Raw genomic sequence first — 14,637 nt, forward strand, 5'->3', positions numbered from 1 at the left:
CGCCGGAACCGTAGCGCTGCTTCGCATCGATCCGCTCGCAGTCGAATTTCATCCTGGCTTCGTCGCCCGAGGGCATGTGTGCCGAACCGGCGTCGTTCCGGAACCGAGGTTCGGCACAAACGCGCGTTCCGTTTCAGTGGCTGACGTGCGCGCCATCGGCTCGACATACGGGCGAGCGAAAGGCGCATGCGAGTCGCGACGCGATGCGCGCCGCGTCCTTCGAATGGCTGAATTATCGGAATGATCGCTTGCCGGATAAAGGCGCGAAAAAAGACATGATAGTTCTCCGCGCCAGAACAATGGCCTGCGAACCCATCACGGTCAGCCCGGCTCCTGCCCGGCTTCGCTGCCGGTGCCAAGGAGCCCCGACGCTTGCAGGTCGTCCGGATCGGGAAGCGTCGAAGAAAACGCCGTCAATTGCATCGCGCGCTGTGCGAGCGCAGCCAGTTCAGGGAACGCTGCGCTGTTGACCGCGTGCGGCACCACCACCATGGCGCTCTGGAACGCGACCACGGTCATGATGTCCGCTTGCGAGATGTGTGCTCCGAGCATCCATGGTGCCGCGCGCGTGTCATTCAATATGCCGAACCCGATCTGCATCTGTTCCTGGTAGCCGGCCTGCAAATGCGCCAGCCGAAACGATTCGGGGCGCAGCATCAGTTCGTCGCAGTAACGAGCCAGTTTGTCGTAGCAGGCCGTGGCATAGCTCACCAGTTGCATCGCATGCACACGAGATGGGCCGCCCGCCGGCATCAGGTGCCGGTCAGGCGGCACGAGGCTGTCCAGATAGTCGACGATCGCGCTGCTGTCGATGAGCACCTGGCCGTCGTCCAGTTGCAGCGCGGGCACCCGCTTCATCGGGCTGAACGCGCTGACTCGTTCGGGCTGAAGGTAGGCGTGATATGGCAGATGCTCGAACGCAATGTTCAGAAGATTCAGCGTTACGCCTACCCGGCGCGTATAGCCGGACAACCACGGGCCCACCAGTTTCATCGGAATTCTCCAGCGGTATGGGTCGGACAGCGGAACCGCTCAAGTCTAAGCCCATTCATGCACGGATTCGCGGATGCACGCGTTGCGACCGCCGCCCGACATCGGCGATTGCGGACACACGTGTCCGAAGTGTGTCAACCGCGCGGCTGTTTTTCTCGCAGTTGCCAACGTCTACATTGCCGCCAAGCGAAGCCGTTCGCCGGCCTCTCCCGGCCGTGACCCATCCGGTTTCTTACTGAATTCCCCATTTGTGGAGATAGAAAATGTCGAAGCTCTTTTCGAAAATCGCGGTCGGACCATACGACTTCGCGCATCGCGTCGTTCTGGCACCCCTCACCCGCATGCGCGCTGAAAGCGGCGCGCGGCCCGGCCGATTGATGGCGGAGTATTACGCGCAGCGCACCTCGCCCGGCGCCTTCCTGATCGGCGAGGCCACTATCGCCGCGCCGAACGGCAACGGCTATCTCGGTGCGCCGGGCCTCTACGACGACAGCCAGATTGCGGGCTGGAAAACCGTGACCGATGCCGTGCACGCCAAAGGCGGCCGGATCTTTCTGCAGCTGTATCATGCAGGCCGCCAGTCGAACGCCGAACTGCAGCCCGATGGCGGCCGCCCCGTCGGGCCGTCCGAAGTGCCGCATGGCGGTGTTGCCCACACCGACGCCGGATGGGTGCCCAATACGCCGAACCGCGCGCTGGAAACGGCGGAAGTCGTCGGCATCGTGGAGCGTTTTCGTGCGGCAGCCGAACGGGGCGTGAAGGCGGGCTTCGACGGCGTGGAGCTCCACGCCGCGAACGGCTACCTGCTCGATCAGTTCCTGCAGGACGGTAGCAACAAGCGTAGCGACGAATACGGTGGCTCGATCGCCAACCGCGCCCGCCTGCTGCTGGACACGACACGCGCCGCCATCTCGGTGTGGGGCGCGGACAAGGTCGGCGTCCGGCTGGCCCCGAGCGGCTCCTTTGGCGACATGTTCGATAGCAGCCCGCGGACGTTGTTTACCTACGTCGCTTCGGAGTTGGACAAACTCGGCATTGCATACCTGCATCTCATCGAGCCGCGCATCGCCGGCGCCGCGGAGAACGACGCACGTGACCAGCGCCCCGTCGCTGCCCACATGCTCCGGGCGCACTTTCACCACCCCATCATCGCCGCGGGTGGTTTCGACGGCGACAGCGCGGAAGCGATTCTCCAGTCCGGCGACGCCGATCTCGTCGCTTTTGGCCGGCACTTCATCGCCAATCCCGACCTGCCCGAGCGCCTGCGTCGCAACTTGCCGCTGAACGCGTACGACCGCTCGACGTTCTTCGGCGGCACCGACGCGGGCTACACGGACTATCCGTCCTACGACGAGGAATCCGTCGCGGCATGAAACCGCGCGCCACCTGCGAACAGGCACCGGGCGACCGGCATCCGGGCCTGCGTGTGGCGGCATTGACAGCGTCGGTTTAGACTGCGCGCTGGGTGTGACCGGTCGATACCGCCTCGAACGCTGCGCCGCGGCGTCGACCGATGCGTCTTCCGCTCGCCCGTTTTTCCGGCCTCCCACGCGCCTGACGCGCGTCGGGGGCCGTCTGCATTTTCAACGTGTGATTCCGACGAGGTGCAGCCAATGGATATCGTGCTGGCGATGAGAGTCTTCACGCGCGTCGTGGAAACGAAGAGCTTCACGCGCACGGCCGACATGCTGGACCTGACACGGGGACGCGTGACCGTGATCATCCAGAGCCTCGAGGCGCATCTGAAAGCGCGCCTGCTGCAACGCACAACGCGCAGCCTCAACCTCACGCCCGATGGTGCGGCGTATTACGAGCGATGCATGCGCGTCCTCGCGGACATCGACGACATCGAGAATTCGTTCCTCGGCAAGGAGCGATCGCCGCGTGGCAGGCTGCGGGTCGATATGCCCGGCGCGCTCGGGCGCCTCATCGTGATGCCCGCGCTGGGCGACTTTCACGAACGCTATCCGGAAATCGACCTGATGCTTGGCCTCGGCGACAAGCCGCTCGACCTGGTCCAGGAGGGTATCGATTGCGTGGTACGTATCGGCACCCTGCAGGATTCGTCGCTGGTGGCCAGGCGTGTCGGCGTCTATCAGGGCGTCACCGTCGCGAGCCCCGGATATCTCCACAAGTCGGGCACCCCGCGCACGCTGGATGAACTCGCCAATCACCGCACTGTGAACTACTTCTGGGGGCGTACGGGCCGAATCATGCCCCTGACGTTCGAAATCGACGACAAGGTCGTCGAGGTGAAGATGCGCGGCGCCATCGCCGTAAACGACGCGGAAGCCTATCTGGGCAGCGCGCTGCAGGGTCTCGGCATCGTCCAGGGCGCCCGCTTCATGGCATTGCCGTACCTGGAATCGGGTGCGCTGGTCGAGATTCTGTCGCAATGGAAGCCGCCGCCGCTGCCCATTTCCGCGGTATATCCACACAGCCGGCATCTCTCCGCCACCGTGCGCGCGTTCGTCGACTGGATCGCCGAGCTCTTTCGCACCAGCCACCTGATGTCCAGCACGCCGGAGACGGATGCGCGGTGCCGCCCGACGAGCACCGACGTCGAGGAAGACGACGTGATCGACCTTTCCGGAGATGACGTGGAGCCGATCGCATAAGCGGGCCCCGCCAAAGCAAGACGAAATATTGTTCTCTTCGAGAGAACACTGTTGAGGCAAGCCCAGGATTTATCGGCCCGGCGTCAACGACCAGAATTCGTGCATTGTTCATGTGAGTGAGAACGCTGCGCGTTGAATGGTATGTCTACCGTTTCCCATTCAGGTGTGCTGGTCGAAGAAGTTCGCATCAACGGCTATAGCCAGCCGATCGCGATGCGCAGCTTCAGACCGTCGTCGACACAGAAGCACCCGTTGTCGATCATCCTCTATTTCCACGGCGGTCGGTTCACCGCCGGCTCGCTCGACGAGACAAATACGGCATGCGAGACGCTCGCGCTGCACGTGCGCGCATGGGTGCTCTCGGTCGGCTACTCGCTGGCACCGAGGTTTCCCTTTCCGAATGCCGTCGAAGACGCGCATCGCGCCCTGCAGTGGGTACGGGCGGAAGCCAGCGGCGTGCGCGCGGACAAGCGGCAGATGGCGGTCGCGGGTCACGATGCCGGCGGGAATATCGCCACCTGTGTCGCCGCCATCGCGCGCGACCGCGGCGATGCAGGCATCCGCGCACAGGTTCTGTTCGCGCCACTGCTGGATCCCGGCATGACGCGAGTCGGTCGATACGCGGCGAAGGCAGCGCCCGCCATCGACGCACTCACCGCCAGCTACCGGGCGTACCTGCCGATGCTTTCACAGCGCGTTCATCCCTATGCCGCGCCGCTCGAATCGCGCCGCCTTGCCAACTTGCCGGCCGCATTCATTGCCAGCGTCGAGCATGACCCGCTGCATGTCGAAGCCGAACAGTACGCCGCCTCGCTCATCGCCGCGGGCGTGCCCACCGAATGCGCACGCTACGCCAATACGACGCGCGCCGGTATCGCAACTCACGCGCCCACGCTGCTCGCGGCGAGCAGCTTCCTCCAACGGCATCTCGCGGGCGGCTGATGGTCACCATCACCACCGGAAAATCCCCAGGACACAACCCCTATGAACACGCTTCCCGCATTCAATGAGTTACCGGACGGGCTGCAAACGGTGCGCACGCGCCCACTGTTCGTCATGCAGCTCGATGTGAAGCCGCTCGTCATGGTCGGCGCGACGCCCGGTCCGTTCCGCCCGGTCGGCATCGTGCCTTCGGGACGTTTCGAAGGCGACAGGTTATCCGGCCAGGTGATCGACGGAAGCAGCGACTGGCTCAATCGCGTGATCGCCGTCGGCACTGGCCACCGCTTTCGCGACGGTCCGGTTTACAGCGCATTCGAAGTGCTCTGAACAACCTCTCCTCAATCGGGAAACGTCATCATGAAACTCACTGGAAACACCATCTTCATCACCGGCGGCACGTCCGGCATCGGCCGCGCACTGGCGCAAGCGCTTCATCATCGCGGCAACAAGGTCATCGTTGCCGGCCGGCGCAAGGCGCTGCTCGATGAAATCGCGCAGCAAAACCCCGGCATCGATACCATCGAACTCGATATCGGCAACGCAGCACAGATCCGCACGGTTGCCGCGCAACTGACCGACCGTTATCCGACGCTGAACGTCGTGATCAACAACGCGGGCATCATGCCGTTCGACGACGCAGGCGGCCCGCTCGACGACGAGCAGGCCGTGCGCCTCGTCGACACCAACCTGCTCGGCCCCGTGCGCGTGAGCGCCGCATTCGTCGAGCATCTGAAGCGGCAGCCCGCTGCGACGATCATCAACAACAGTTCGGTGCTCGCGTACGTGCCCCTCGCGGCGACTGCGCTCTATTCGGCGACGAAGGCCGCGATCCACTCGTACACGCTGTCGCAGCGGTTCGTGCTGCGCGACACCAGCGTGCGTGTGCTCGAAATCGCGCCGCCGTGGGTCGACACCGATCTCGTGCACAAGAGCGGCGACCCGCGCGCGATGCCGGTCGACGCGTTCATCTCGGAAACCATGAAGCTTCTCGAAACCGCGACGACCGAAGTCATCGTCGAAGCAGCGAAGCCGCTGCGCGATAACGCCGGGCCGAACGAGCACGCGTTCGTCGAGCAGTTCAACCAGTTCATCGTCGATAACCCGATTCCCGTGGAATGACGCCGCACGCACGCCGCGCAGATGCCGACGCGCGCCGACCGTCCCGGGAAAACCATTACAGGAACACACATCATGACCACCCCAGCCGAAGAGAAAAATATCGCTTTCGTTCTCGAAGCACTCGATACGCTGTTCAACCGGAAGGACTACGATCGCGCCGCGCAATTCTGGGCGGACGACTATGTGCAGCACAGCCAGCTTGTGCCGGCGGGCCGCGACGGGCTGTTCGGCCTCGTCGATTCGATGCCCGATCTCCGGTTCGAATACGACATGGTCGCCGCCAATGGCGACTTCGTATGGATACACAGCCGCTACACGAATTCGGCGAACCCTGTCGCACTGGTCGCAATTGACATCGTGCGCATCGAGAACGGCAAGCTCGTCGAGCATTGGGACGTGTTGCAGAACGAGGCGAAGCGCAGCGAATCGGCGGGCGGCCACCCGATGTTCGGGCATGCGTTTCCCGGCGAGCAGTGACGCGCGCACCAGGAGAATGCGATGAGCACGTTACTCGAACACGCGTTGGCCGCTCACGGCGGGATCGATAACTGGTCGAGGCAGCGGATCGTTTCGGCGGCACTCGATATCGGCGGTGCAATCTGGCATGTCAAAGGTCAACCGGGCCTGTTCAACGATATCGGGTTGTGGGCCGATCTTCGAAGCCAGCACGTTGCGATCGCGTCGTCGGGTGGCTGGCAAGGCAGCTTCGCACCTGACGTCGTCCGCATCGATTCGTCACACGGGGGAGCCGCCGAGATGCTGCGCGATCCCCGTGAGTCTTATCGGGGCCAAACCCAGATGACGCCGTGGGACCGACTGCACGCACTGTACTTCACCGGCTATGCGCTCTGGACGTATCTGACGATCCCGTTTCTCTATACCTACCCAGGCTTCCGAACGGAAGAACTACCGGATTGGGAAGAAAACGGCGAGGTCTGGAGGCGCCTGAAGGTGACGTTTCCAGATTCCATCGCCAGTCACAGCCGCGAGCAGATTTCCTACTTCGGCAAGGACGGCTTGCTGCGGCGGCACGACTACACGGTCGACGTGATGGACGGCGCGCCCGGTGCCAACTATGCGTCGAACTATCAGGAAGTCAACGGCGTCATCGTCCCGATGTCGCGCCGCGTGTTCGCGTACGACGGTGCGGGACAAAAAGTGGCCGAGCCGCTACTCGTATCGATCGACTTTCGTCGCATCGATTTCCACACCGAATAAGCGTTCGCGCTGGCCATGCGTTGACCGCGCACATCCGACAAGACTCACGGAAAACCATGCAAACCGACAACCACCAGCCCCTGCTCAAGCCGATCCGGCTCGGCATGCTCGAATTGAACGCGCGCTTCGCCGCCGATGCGCCGCTGGCGGACATCGACTGGCCGAATGTCTATGGGGCGACCGCCACGGGCTATGTCGATTACCCCGCGTTTCAGCCGGTTCCGGCCTGAGCCGACGCGCCGAAGAAAGCGACCGCATGATCGATGAACGCACGCACCTTCGCTGGCAGCAGCGTGCGATTGCTGTAGGCGAGCTGGAGCTCGATACTCTCGTCGGCGAGCGGGAAATCGGCCAGCAGTTGCTGCAATGTGCCTGATGCCAGTTCTCGATCGATCAGTGCCAGCGGCGCGATGCCGATGCCGAAGCCCCGCAATACCATTTCCCGGTTGAACGCGGAACTGTTGGACGACACGTCGAAGCGAAGCGCGACGGTCACGTCATGCCCGTCCACCAGGAAGCGCAGGTCGGGACGACGGATGGACGGCGACAATGGCACGAACAGGTGGTCGTTCAGATCGGACGGGTGCCGAGGCGTCGAGGTTCGCTTCAGATAGTCCGGCGAAGCGACGATGACGAAAGGGATTCGCTCGAGCCGACGGACGACAGTCGTCTCGCTGATCAGCATGAACGGCACGACGATCCCGAGGTCATAGCCTTCTCCGACCAAGTCGACCGGGCGTTCCGTCAGCGTTATGTCGAGCGCAACCTTGGGATGCGCCTGCTTGAAGGCCGCGATCAGCGGAACGAGCCGGTGGATCGTCGCGGTCGTGTGCGCGACGAGGCGCAACACGCCGCTCGGCTCGCGCGTCTGCGTGGCAACTTCCGCCTCGACCGCGTCCACCTCGTCGATGACGTGCACGCAGCTTTCATAGAAGCGCTCGGCGGCCTCCGTGAGCGACACGCGGCGCGTCGTGCGGTTCAACAGCCTGCAGCCCATCTTCTGCTCGAGCGCCGAAATCGTCCGCGACACGGCAGGTGGCGCCATGCCGTGATGTTCCGCGGCACGACTGAAGCTCTTCAGTTCGACCACCGTCCGGAAAATCCGCATGCTTTCGATGTAATCCATGGCCGCATCTCAAGGACGAGTTGAAATGGAATTGTCAGCATCTCGTCGCGGATGTCAGGCGGCAACCGACAATGTCCGGCTTGTCGCTGGCGGCTGATTTCATCGCAAGCCAGCATACGCAACCGGCCACATCGTGCCATGCAACGCTGATTCGGTGAACTCGGGTTGGACATGAGATTGCGGGATCCAGGTGGCACCACACCATTTCCATCGCACGCGCGTCTCGATGTGGCAGTGCTTTCGCGCTCTCCGGAAGTCATCGCCAGCACCGCGACCCTCTGCTTCAACCCGCCGCTTAGCTGATCGGCCATTGCAAGATGACGATGCCATCGTTGAAGTCGGCATCGACACCGTCCTCGGCGCCGAGCCAGCCCAGCCAGGCCCGATCACCTGCCGACAACGGCGCCAATCGCGCATCCACTGCGGATTTTTTGCCATTGGCCGACGCCTCGATCCGGATTTTTCCGCCGCTCGAGTTCAAGATGAACAGCCTGACGCCATCGTCGCTGTTCCCCAGGAACGATGCAGCCGGTTCGGTCGCGTCGTCGATGAACAGTTTGAGGTCTTGCTTGAACGCGGCATTCGCGTAGAAGATCGCCTTGAAGCCGGTATTGGGCGGCAGGTTGAAATTGCCGTTGCGGTCCGACGACGGCTTGAAGTCCGGTTGCTTGGAATCCGGCTTGCCCCCGTCGATCTCGATCGACGTCTCCCAGCGGAAATAACCCGAAACGGCACCGTCGCGGTCAAGTACGGCGAAATCTGCCGTACATGAAGTGGCGCCCTCAGCCAGCACGTCGCTGCGCCAATAGTGGTCTTGCCTCGGGCCGCATTCCGGTTGGAGCGGATCATCGGCATTCGGCACCGGCATCGTGGCGTCGCGCAGCTCCGCGACGATCGGCGCGACGATGCCCGCGTCCTTCAACGTGAACCGGATGAACAGGACGCTCACCTCGGCGCGCAGCGCCAGCGCCGTTTCGCGCAGGTTGATCTGGTCGCCCGGCTGCAGGCCGGCAAAGAGCCGGCTGTCGTTGTGGCCGAGCTGTCCGGTGTCGCCGGGGCTCACGACGTAGATGTGCCGGCCGTCGATCACAGTCGGCTCATCGGCGTTCCGGCTCGCATCGGGGTAAGCCGACAGCAACGTGACGGCGTCGACGATCGCGAGTACATCGCAACGAAGTCCAGACATGGGCGCTTCCTCCGGAACAAGAAAATGACACGGGCGACCGCCGTGCGGCCGCCCGCCTGCCGCGATCAGTTGTGGATCGAGATGAACGGATCCCACTGATAGCAACCCAGCGACTGGCAATTGCGGTCGATGATCTGGAAGTAGAAGTGGTAGGTGACGCGCCCTTCCGACAGCGTTTCCGATGACCAGTAGTAGTTGTCGACCTTCTGGCAGGTCGGCGTCGACGGCGAACTCGGGTTCGGAATCGGGATCGATGCGGTGGCCTTGCGCGGCGTCGGCGTCGAAATCAGGTCCTTGCCCTGATTGGCGATGAAGCCATAGAAGATCACCTGCTTCTCGAAGCCCAGCGACAGACTCGTTTCGCGCCAGCGGATCAGGTCGCCGACCTGCGCTTTCAGATCGAGTTCGCCGCCTGCCTGCCCGGAAACCACATTGTCCTGGTTCGTGACCATGTACACGTGCTTCCAGTCGATCAGCGTCGGATTTTTCGGATCCCGGCTGGGGTTCGGATATTTCTGGAGAATTGTTTCGGTATCGATCGAGACGAGCACATCGGTAACGCGTGACATAGACGCTCCAATTGAAATAAATGGGCCTGCCATTGCGCGGACTTTTCCAAACGACCTTCGATCACCGAGCGGTTGACGATTCGCATGGAAACTTGAGCCCTCAAGTTGTCCCGCGATTTGAATCTACACAGAATGGTTAATCGAATAAACCTGTAAACCCTGACAGCCAATCGCTTGACTTCATTAATTTTAAATCCAGAAAACAATACCTCAAATTGAATCAATATTTATCTCAATTTTCAGAAAAATAAATCCATTCGTTTGAATGAAAAATCGCTGCCGAGCCGAACCGGAGTGCCGTCTGGAATGGCGACATTATTTCAACTTTCGCTCCATCAGGCGTAATTGAAACGAAATCCGCACCCAAACACCCAGAGTCTGACCGTGCAAACGCCGGGTGCGGACGTTCAAGACCGGTGCCGGCAACAGATCAAGAATCCCGATCCCCATGACCGCCTGGCCAGGCGTCAGAGAATAGTTCAGTCAACCGAAATATTCGCGCAGATATACGTCGACCTATCACGGAATTAGTGAGATTCAATTGGCCTGCCCCATGCCGGCAAGATTAAATTTCGTCGGCATTCCCCCTCAGCCAAGGAACCTCATCGATATGTCCTACCCCGCGAATCGTTTTTTGCAGAGCATGATTGCCGCGGCCTGCGTCGCACTGGCCTCTTCCTCGCATGCCGCCGAGCTGACGCGCGACAACGGCTCGCCCGTCGGCGACAACCAGAATTCCCAGACGGCCGGACCGAACGGGCCGACGCTCCTGCAGGACTCGCATCTCATCGAAAAACTCCAGCGCTTCGATCGCGAACGCATCCCCGAGCGTGTCGTGCATGCCCGCGGCACAGGCGCGTTCGGTGAATTCGTGCCGAGCGCCGACATCAGCGACCTGACGACGGCCAAGGTCTTCACGCCCGGCACGAAGACGCCCGTGTTCGTACGCTTCTCGACCGTGATGGGTTATCGCGGCTCGCCCGAGCAGGCGCGCGACCCGCGCGGTTTCGCAGTGAAGTTCTATACGGAACAAGGCAACTGGGATCTGGTCGGGATCAACCTGCCGATCTTCTTCATCCGCGACGCAATCAAGTTCCCTGACTTCGTTCATGCGAACAAGCCGAGCGCCGTCACGGGCGTACAAGACCCGAACCTCGCGTTCGACTTCTTCGCGCATGCGCCGGAGGCGACCAGCATGCTGACGCGGCTGTATACGACCGAAGGCATGCCCGATTCGTACCGGCACATGGACGGCTACGGCGTGCACGCGTTCAAGTTCGTCAACGCCGACGGCAACTTCACGTACGTGAAGTTCCACTGGAAGAGCCAGCAAGGGATGCACGGGCTGCGCCCGAAGGACATCGCGGGTTCGATCGGCGCCGACTGGAACCTGATGACGAACGATCTGTATGGCGCGCTGAAGGCCGGCAACGCGCCGAAGTGGGATCTCTACATTCAGGTGTTGAAGCCGTCCGAACTCGACGCGTTCGATTTCAACCCGCTCGACGATACGAAGGTGTGGGCCGGCGTTCCCGAACGCAAGGTCGGCACGCTCACGCTGAACCGCGTGCCGGACAACTACTTCGAGTCGACCGAGGAATCCGCGTTTGCCCCGTCGCGGATGGTGCCGGGCATCGAGCCGTCGGAAGACCGGATGCTGCAGGGCCGGATGTTCTCGTACGCGGATACGCAGATGTATCGCCTCGGCGCGAACTTCAACCAGTTGCCGATCAACCGTCCCCGCGTGGCCGTCACGAACAACAACCAGGACGGCGCGATGAACTTCGGCGACCGCAAGGGTGAAGTGAACTACGAGCCGTCGACACTGAACGAACTCGCGCAGAACCCGCGCTACAAGTCGGTGGCGACGCCGCTGTCCGGCACGACGCAGCAGGCCGCCATCCACAAGACGCTGAACTTCCGGCAAGCGGGCGAGTATTACCGCATGCTGCCCGCGCAGGAACGGCAGGACCTGGTGACCGCGCTGTCGGGCGACCTGAACCACGTGACGAACGACGCGAACAAGTACGCGATGCTGTCGTACTTCTACAGGGCCGATTCGGATTACGGCACGCGCCTGGCGCGCGCGACGCACGCCGACCTGTCCCGCGTGAAATCGCTCGCCGACACGCTCGTCGAGAACTGATCGGGCAATCTCGCGAAGGCTGCAAGCGCGGCCTTCGCGCCCTGACCTACCTGATTGCGCCGCGCGGCCACGCGCGGCGCGCATCGCTGATGAAGAACCGACTCCGAACCGCCCTCTCCCGCACGCTCGCGATCGCGGGTGCCGCCGTGCTCGCGGCCTGCGCGCAGACTGCGCCGCCCGCGGCCGTTCCTCGCCCCGACGCGCACACCGACCTGCGCCGCTACGACGATGCGTGGTTTGCCGCCGCGCGCGTCGGCCGCATCGACATCCTGCAGTCGCTCGTCGACGCGCGTTATCCGATCGACGCGACGACGCGCGAAGGCTATACCGCCGTCATCCTCGCAGCCTACCGCGACCAGCCTGCCACGCTCGACTATCTGCTGCGCAACGGCGCAGACCCGTGCATCGGCGACCGTCACGGCAACACGGCACTGATGGGGGCGCTGTTCAAGGGCGAGACTGCGATCGCGAAGCGGCTGGCCGATACGCACTGCCCGATCGACCAGACCAATCACGCCGGCGAAACGGCACTGTCGTTCGCCGCGCTGTTCGGCCGCCTCGACATGCTGCCGGTGCTCGTCGCACATGGTGCGAACCCGGATCACGTCGACGCGCTCGGCCGCACCGCGCTGCAGAACGCCATCCTGCAAGGTAACGATGCGGCGGTGGCGGCGCTCGAAAAGGTTGGCGCGACACCGAATGCCGATGTGACGTTGCGATCGAGGCCGTAAGCGCCTGATCTTGACGTTGCCTTCAAGGTTAGCCGGCTCGATCGTCGCTCATCGCGCCCGTCCCCCTGGTTCTCACGCTCGCTGGCACAGCCATCCGGAAGCTGCCATCGTCTCGACGTCGTTCACGTTCGTCATGCTGATTTCGAACAGATCGCGGCCGGGCATGACCGGAATCCTGACGGTCATCCCGCAGCGGTCGTCGGCCAGCGGCTTCAACAGCTGGTAGCTGGTGTGGACGCCACCGTCGGTGCTGTAGGCGAACACGACATAGCCCGGCAGCGCGTCGAGACTGCCGAGCGAGACGCGCAGCTTGCCGCCAGAGAACACCGACTGCGCCGATTCGTTGATCACGTTCCACGACGTGTTCACGCGCGCCTGCCATGCGGCGTCGAGCGCCGGCAACGCCTGCAGTTGCTGCGCGTACGGCGTGACGCGGAACACATAGCCGGAGCCGTCGACGACACGCTTGGTCAGATACCGGTTGCTCACCGCGTTGCCCGCGTCGTCGGTGCCGGGCAGGATATCGAACCGGTACGACACGGTATCGCCGTCACTCCACCACCAGCCGTCGCTGCGGTACACGTACGGCGCGGTACTCGGGCCGACGTCCGTCCACGTCGTGCCGTTCCATTTCGTCAACGCCAGGGTGCCGTCCGCGTTCACGGCCACCTTCATCGGAACCGATTCGTTGCCGTAGATGCCGCTGACCGCGGACACGTCCGGCGACGAAGCCGCCGCCGGCGCGCCGACATTCACCCTTGCGGGGGCGCCGGCGATGCTGCCGTCCTCCCGCAATGCCTGCAGCAGGATCGCGGGCGCGATGCTGCCCGCGTCATAGCCCGTGTTGCCGGTGATCATCAGCGCCATTTGCGCGGCCGGCAGCACGTAGAAATGACTCGAAAAGAACTGCGTGCCGCCGCTCTTGTACGCCCCCGCCGCGCCGGCAGCGCGCAGGACCGGATCGTCGACGTCGTCCCAGCCGAGACCATACGCATACGAATAACCGAGTTGGGTCGACTTGATCAGCCACCGGTTGGTCTGGTCCGTCAGCATGTCGGCGATCCCCGCCGCCGACGCGATCTGCTGCCCCTGGAACAGGCCGTTGCCGATGAACAGTTGCGCGAGGTTCATCATGTCGAGCGGCGTCGTCGACAGGCCGCCCGTGGCGTACGGATTCGCGAATTCCTGTCCGTACTGCGTGCCGTTCGCGTACGCCAGCGCGAATTGGCCGCGCGTCGGCACGCTGGTCAGAAAGCCGGAGTTCGTCATGTTCAGCGGCGCGAGGATGTTGCGCTGAACGAAATCGGTGAAGCTCAGTCCCGTGACTGCCGCGACCACCTGTTCGAATAGCGTGAAGCCGTCGTTGCAGTACACCGCGAACTGGCCCGGCGGATGATTCAGATGCTCGTTGGCGAGCACCTTCTGCGCGGCCGCCGCATAGCCCGGAATCGGCGCATACCCGAACATGTCGTCGACGTTCTGGCCGGGCAACCCCGACGCGTGCGACAGCAAATGACGCGACGTGATCTGCGCGTACTGCGGCGACAACATCGAAAACGACGGCACGTACCGGACGATCGGCGCGTCGAGGTCGATCAGCCCGCGATCCTGCAGGATCACGCCGGCCAGCGCCGCGATCACCTTGGTGACCGAGCCGATGTTGTAGCGCGTCGTCGGTGTGGCAGCCACCGCCGGGTTGACCGCGGCATTCCCGAACGCCTGCGCCCACACCACCTGATTGCCCTTGAGCAACGCCACCGAGATGCCGGCAAGGTTCTGCGGCTGTGCGTCGAGCGCGGCCTGGATCGTTTGCCGCCCCGCCGCGATGGTCGCGCCATAGGTCGGCTGCTGGATCGTGTCCGCGCCGCCGCATCCGGGGAGCACCGCGGACAACAACCCCGCGCCCGCGTATTCGAGGAATTGCCGGCGGCCGGCGCTGGAGGGCGCCGCGTCGTGGCGCCGTTCGTGTGGGTCGCGTGTATGGGCCAT

15 protein-coding genes are annotated in these 14,637 nt (G+C 63.2%); 10 read left to right on the forward strand and 5 right to left on the reverse strand.

The window, feature by feature from the left end; all coding sequences use genetic code 11:
- Positions 1-321 precede the first annotated feature (321 nt).
- Positions 322-993 (reverse strand): glutathione S-transferase family protein, encoded by a 672-nt coding sequence (locus DIE21_RS03305; RefSeq protein WP_124495999.1) that lies wholly within the window; start codon positions 991-993, stop codon positions 322-324.
- 263 nt (positions 994-1,256) lie between these two features.
- Between DIE21_RS03305 and DIE21_RS03310 the strand changes: the two genes are divergently transcribed.
- The 8 genes from DIE21_RS03310 (at position 1,257) to DIE21_RS37075 (ending at position 7,120) form a co-directional block, all read left to right on the forward strand.
- On the forward strand, positions 1,257-2,366 hold the full coding sequence (locus DIE21_RS03310; RefSeq protein ID WP_124496001.1) for an alkene reductase: 1,110 nt from the start codon (positions 1,257-1,259) through the stop codon (positions 2,364-2,366).
- 240 nt (positions 2,367-2,606) lie between these two features.
- Positions 2,607-3,611 carry a LysR family transcriptional regulator gene (locus tag DIE21_RS03315; protein WP_124496003.1) on the forward strand — a complete coding sequence of 335 codons (1,005 nt, stop codon included), beginning with the start codon at positions 2,607-2,609 and terminating at the stop codon, positions 3,609-3,611.
- Between the two features lie 141 nt (positions 3,612-3,752).
- Entirely contained in the window at positions 3,753-4,553 is an 801-nt protein-coding gene (locus DIE21_RS03320) for an alpha/beta hydrolase (protein WP_124496005.1), read from the forward strand.
- A gap of 42 nt (positions 4,554-4,595) precedes the next feature.
- Entirely contained in the window at positions 4,596-4,880 is a 285-nt protein-coding gene (locus tag DIE21_RS03325; protein WP_124496007.1) for a DUF3237 family protein, read from the forward strand.
- Between the two features lie 30 nt (positions 4,881-4,910).
- Complete coding sequence (locus tag DIE21_RS03330) at positions 4,911-5,672, forward strand: SDR family oxidoreductase (protein ID WP_124496009.1); 762 nt, start codon at positions 4,911-4,913, stop codon at positions 5,670-5,672.
- A gap of 21 nt (positions 5,673-5,693) precedes the next feature.
- Entirely contained in the window at positions 5,694-6,149 is a 456-nt protein-coding gene (locus DIE21_RS03335; protein ID WP_260432270.1) for a nuclear transport factor 2 family protein, read from the forward strand.
- Between the two features lie 21 nt (positions 6,150-6,170).
- On the forward strand, positions 6,171-6,890 hold the full coding sequence (locus DIE21_RS03340; RefSeq protein WP_124496011.1) for a hypothetical protein: 720 nt from the start codon (positions 6,171-6,173) through the stop codon (positions 6,888-6,890).
- A 56-nt stretch (positions 6,891-6,946) separates the two neighbouring features.
- Positions 6,947-7,120, forward strand: a complete 174-nt coding sequence (locus DIE21_RS37075) for a hypothetical protein (RefSeq protein ID WP_185642724.1) — start codon at positions 6,947-6,949, stop codon at positions 7,118-7,120.
- On the opposite strand, the gene DIE21_RS03345 is transcribed toward DIE21_RS37075, so the two are convergent.
- The 3 genes from DIE21_RS03345 to DIE21_RS03355 all read right to left on the reverse strand — a co-directional run bounded on the left by DIE21_RS03345 (position 7,102) and on the right by DIE21_RS03355 (position 9,771).
- Positions 7,102-8,016, reverse strand: coding sequence for a LysR family transcriptional regulator (locus DIE21_RS03345; RefSeq protein ID WP_124496013.1), 915 nt, complete (start codon positions 8,014-8,016; stop codon positions 7,102-7,104). The genes DIE21_RS37075 and DIE21_RS03345 overlap by 19 nt on opposite strands.
- 295 nt (positions 8,017-8,311) lie before the next feature.
- Positions 8,312-9,202, reverse strand: coding sequence for an AidA/PixA family protein (locus tag DIE21_RS03350; RefSeq protein ID WP_124496015.1), 891 nt, complete (start codon positions 9,200-9,202; stop codon positions 8,312-8,314).
- Positions 9,203-9,267: 65 nt separating this feature from the next.
- Entirely contained in the window at positions 9,268-9,771 is a 504-nt protein-coding gene (locus tag DIE21_RS03355) for an inclusion body family protein (protein ID WP_124496017.1), read from the reverse strand.
- 643 nt (positions 9,772-10,414) lie between these two features.
- Between DIE21_RS03355 and DIE21_RS03360 the strand changes: the two genes are divergently transcribed.
- Together DIE21_RS03360 and DIE21_RS03365 are read left to right on the forward strand one after the other, a co-directional pair.
- On the forward strand, positions 10,415-11,917 hold the full coding sequence (locus tag DIE21_RS03360; RefSeq protein WP_409364615.1) for a catalase: 1,503 nt from the start codon (positions 10,415-10,417) through the stop codon (positions 11,915-11,917).
- An 89-nt stretch (positions 11,918-12,006) separates the two neighbouring features.
- The gene (locus DIE21_RS03365) at positions 12,007-12,648 is read left to right on the forward strand and encodes an ankyrin repeat domain-containing protein (RefSeq protein WP_124496021.1); all 642 of its coding nucleotides are present in this window, start codon (positions 12,007-12,009) and stop codon (positions 12,646-12,648) included.
- A 72-nt stretch (positions 12,649-12,720) separates the two neighbouring features.
- Here the strand turns inward: DIE21_RS03365 and DIE21_RS03370 are convergent, their stop codons facing one another.
- Entirely contained in the window at positions 12,721-14,637 is a 1,917-nt protein-coding gene (locus tag DIE21_RS03370; protein WP_124496023.1) for a serine hydrolase, read from the reverse strand.

This window comes from Burkholderia sp. Bp9140 (assembly GCF_003853425.1).
In the GTDB taxonomy this organism is placed as follows: domain Bacteria; phylum Pseudomonadota; class Gammaproteobacteria; order Burkholderiales; family Burkholderiaceae; genus Burkholderia.

Bases quoted from the DNA above. Each gene is read 5' to 3' on its own strand.
- DIE21_RS03305 (WP_124495999.1), bottom strand. From the start codon at position 993: ATGAAACTGGTGGGCCCGTGGTTGTCCGGCTATACGCGCCGGGTAGGC.
- DIE21_RS03310 (WP_124496001.1), top strand. From the start codon at position 1,257: ATGTCGAAGCTCTTTTCGAAAATCGCGGTCGGACCATACGACTTCGCG.
- DIE21_RS03315 (WP_124496003.1), top strand. From the start codon at position 2,607: ATGGATATCGTGCTGGCGATGAGAGTCTTCACGCGCGTCGTGGAAACG.
- DIE21_RS03320 (WP_124496005.1), top strand. From the start codon at position 3,753: ATGTCTACCGTTTCCCATTCAGGTGTGCTGGTCGAAGAAGTTCGCATC.
- DIE21_RS03325 (WP_124496007.1), top strand. From the start codon at position 4,596: ATGAACACGCTTCCCGCATTCAATGAGTTACCGGACGGGCTGCAAACG.
- DIE21_RS03330 (WP_124496009.1), top strand. From the start codon at position 4,911: ATGAAACTCACTGGAAACACCATCTTCATCACCGGCGGCACGTCCGGC.
- DIE21_RS03335 (WP_260432270.1), top strand. From the start codon at position 5,694: ATGCCGACGCGCGCCGACCGTCCCGGGAAAACCATTACAGGAACACAC.
- DIE21_RS03340 (WP_124496011.1), top strand. From the start codon at position 6,171: ATGAGCACGTTACTCGAACACGCGTTGGCCGCTCACGGCGGGATCGAT.
- DIE21_RS37075 (WP_185642724.1), top strand. From the start codon at position 6,947: ATGCAAACCGACAACCACCAGCCCCTGCTCAAGCCGATCCGGCTCGGC.
- DIE21_RS03345 (WP_124496013.1), bottom strand. From the start codon at position 8,016: ATGGATTACATCGAAAGCATGCGGATTTTCCGGACGGTGGTCGAACTG.
- DIE21_RS03350 (WP_124496015.1), bottom strand. From the start codon at position 9,202: ATGTCTGGACTTCGTTGCGATGTACTCGCGATCGTCGACGCCGTCACG.
- DIE21_RS03355 (WP_124496017.1), bottom strand. From the start codon at position 9,771: ATGTCACGCGTTACCGATGTGCTCGTCTCGATCGATACCGAAACAATT.
- DIE21_RS03360 (WP_409364615.1), top strand. From the start codon at position 10,415: ATGATTGCCGCGGCCTGCGTCGCACTGGCCTCTTCCTCGCATGCCGCC.
- DIE21_RS03365 (WP_124496021.1), top strand. From the start codon at position 12,007: ATGAAGAACCGACTCCGAACCGCCCTCTCCCGCACGCTCGCGATCGCG.
- DIE21_RS03370 (WP_124496023.1), bottom strand. From the start codon at position 14,637: ATGGCCCATACACGCGACCCACACGAACGGCGCCACGACGCGGCGCCC.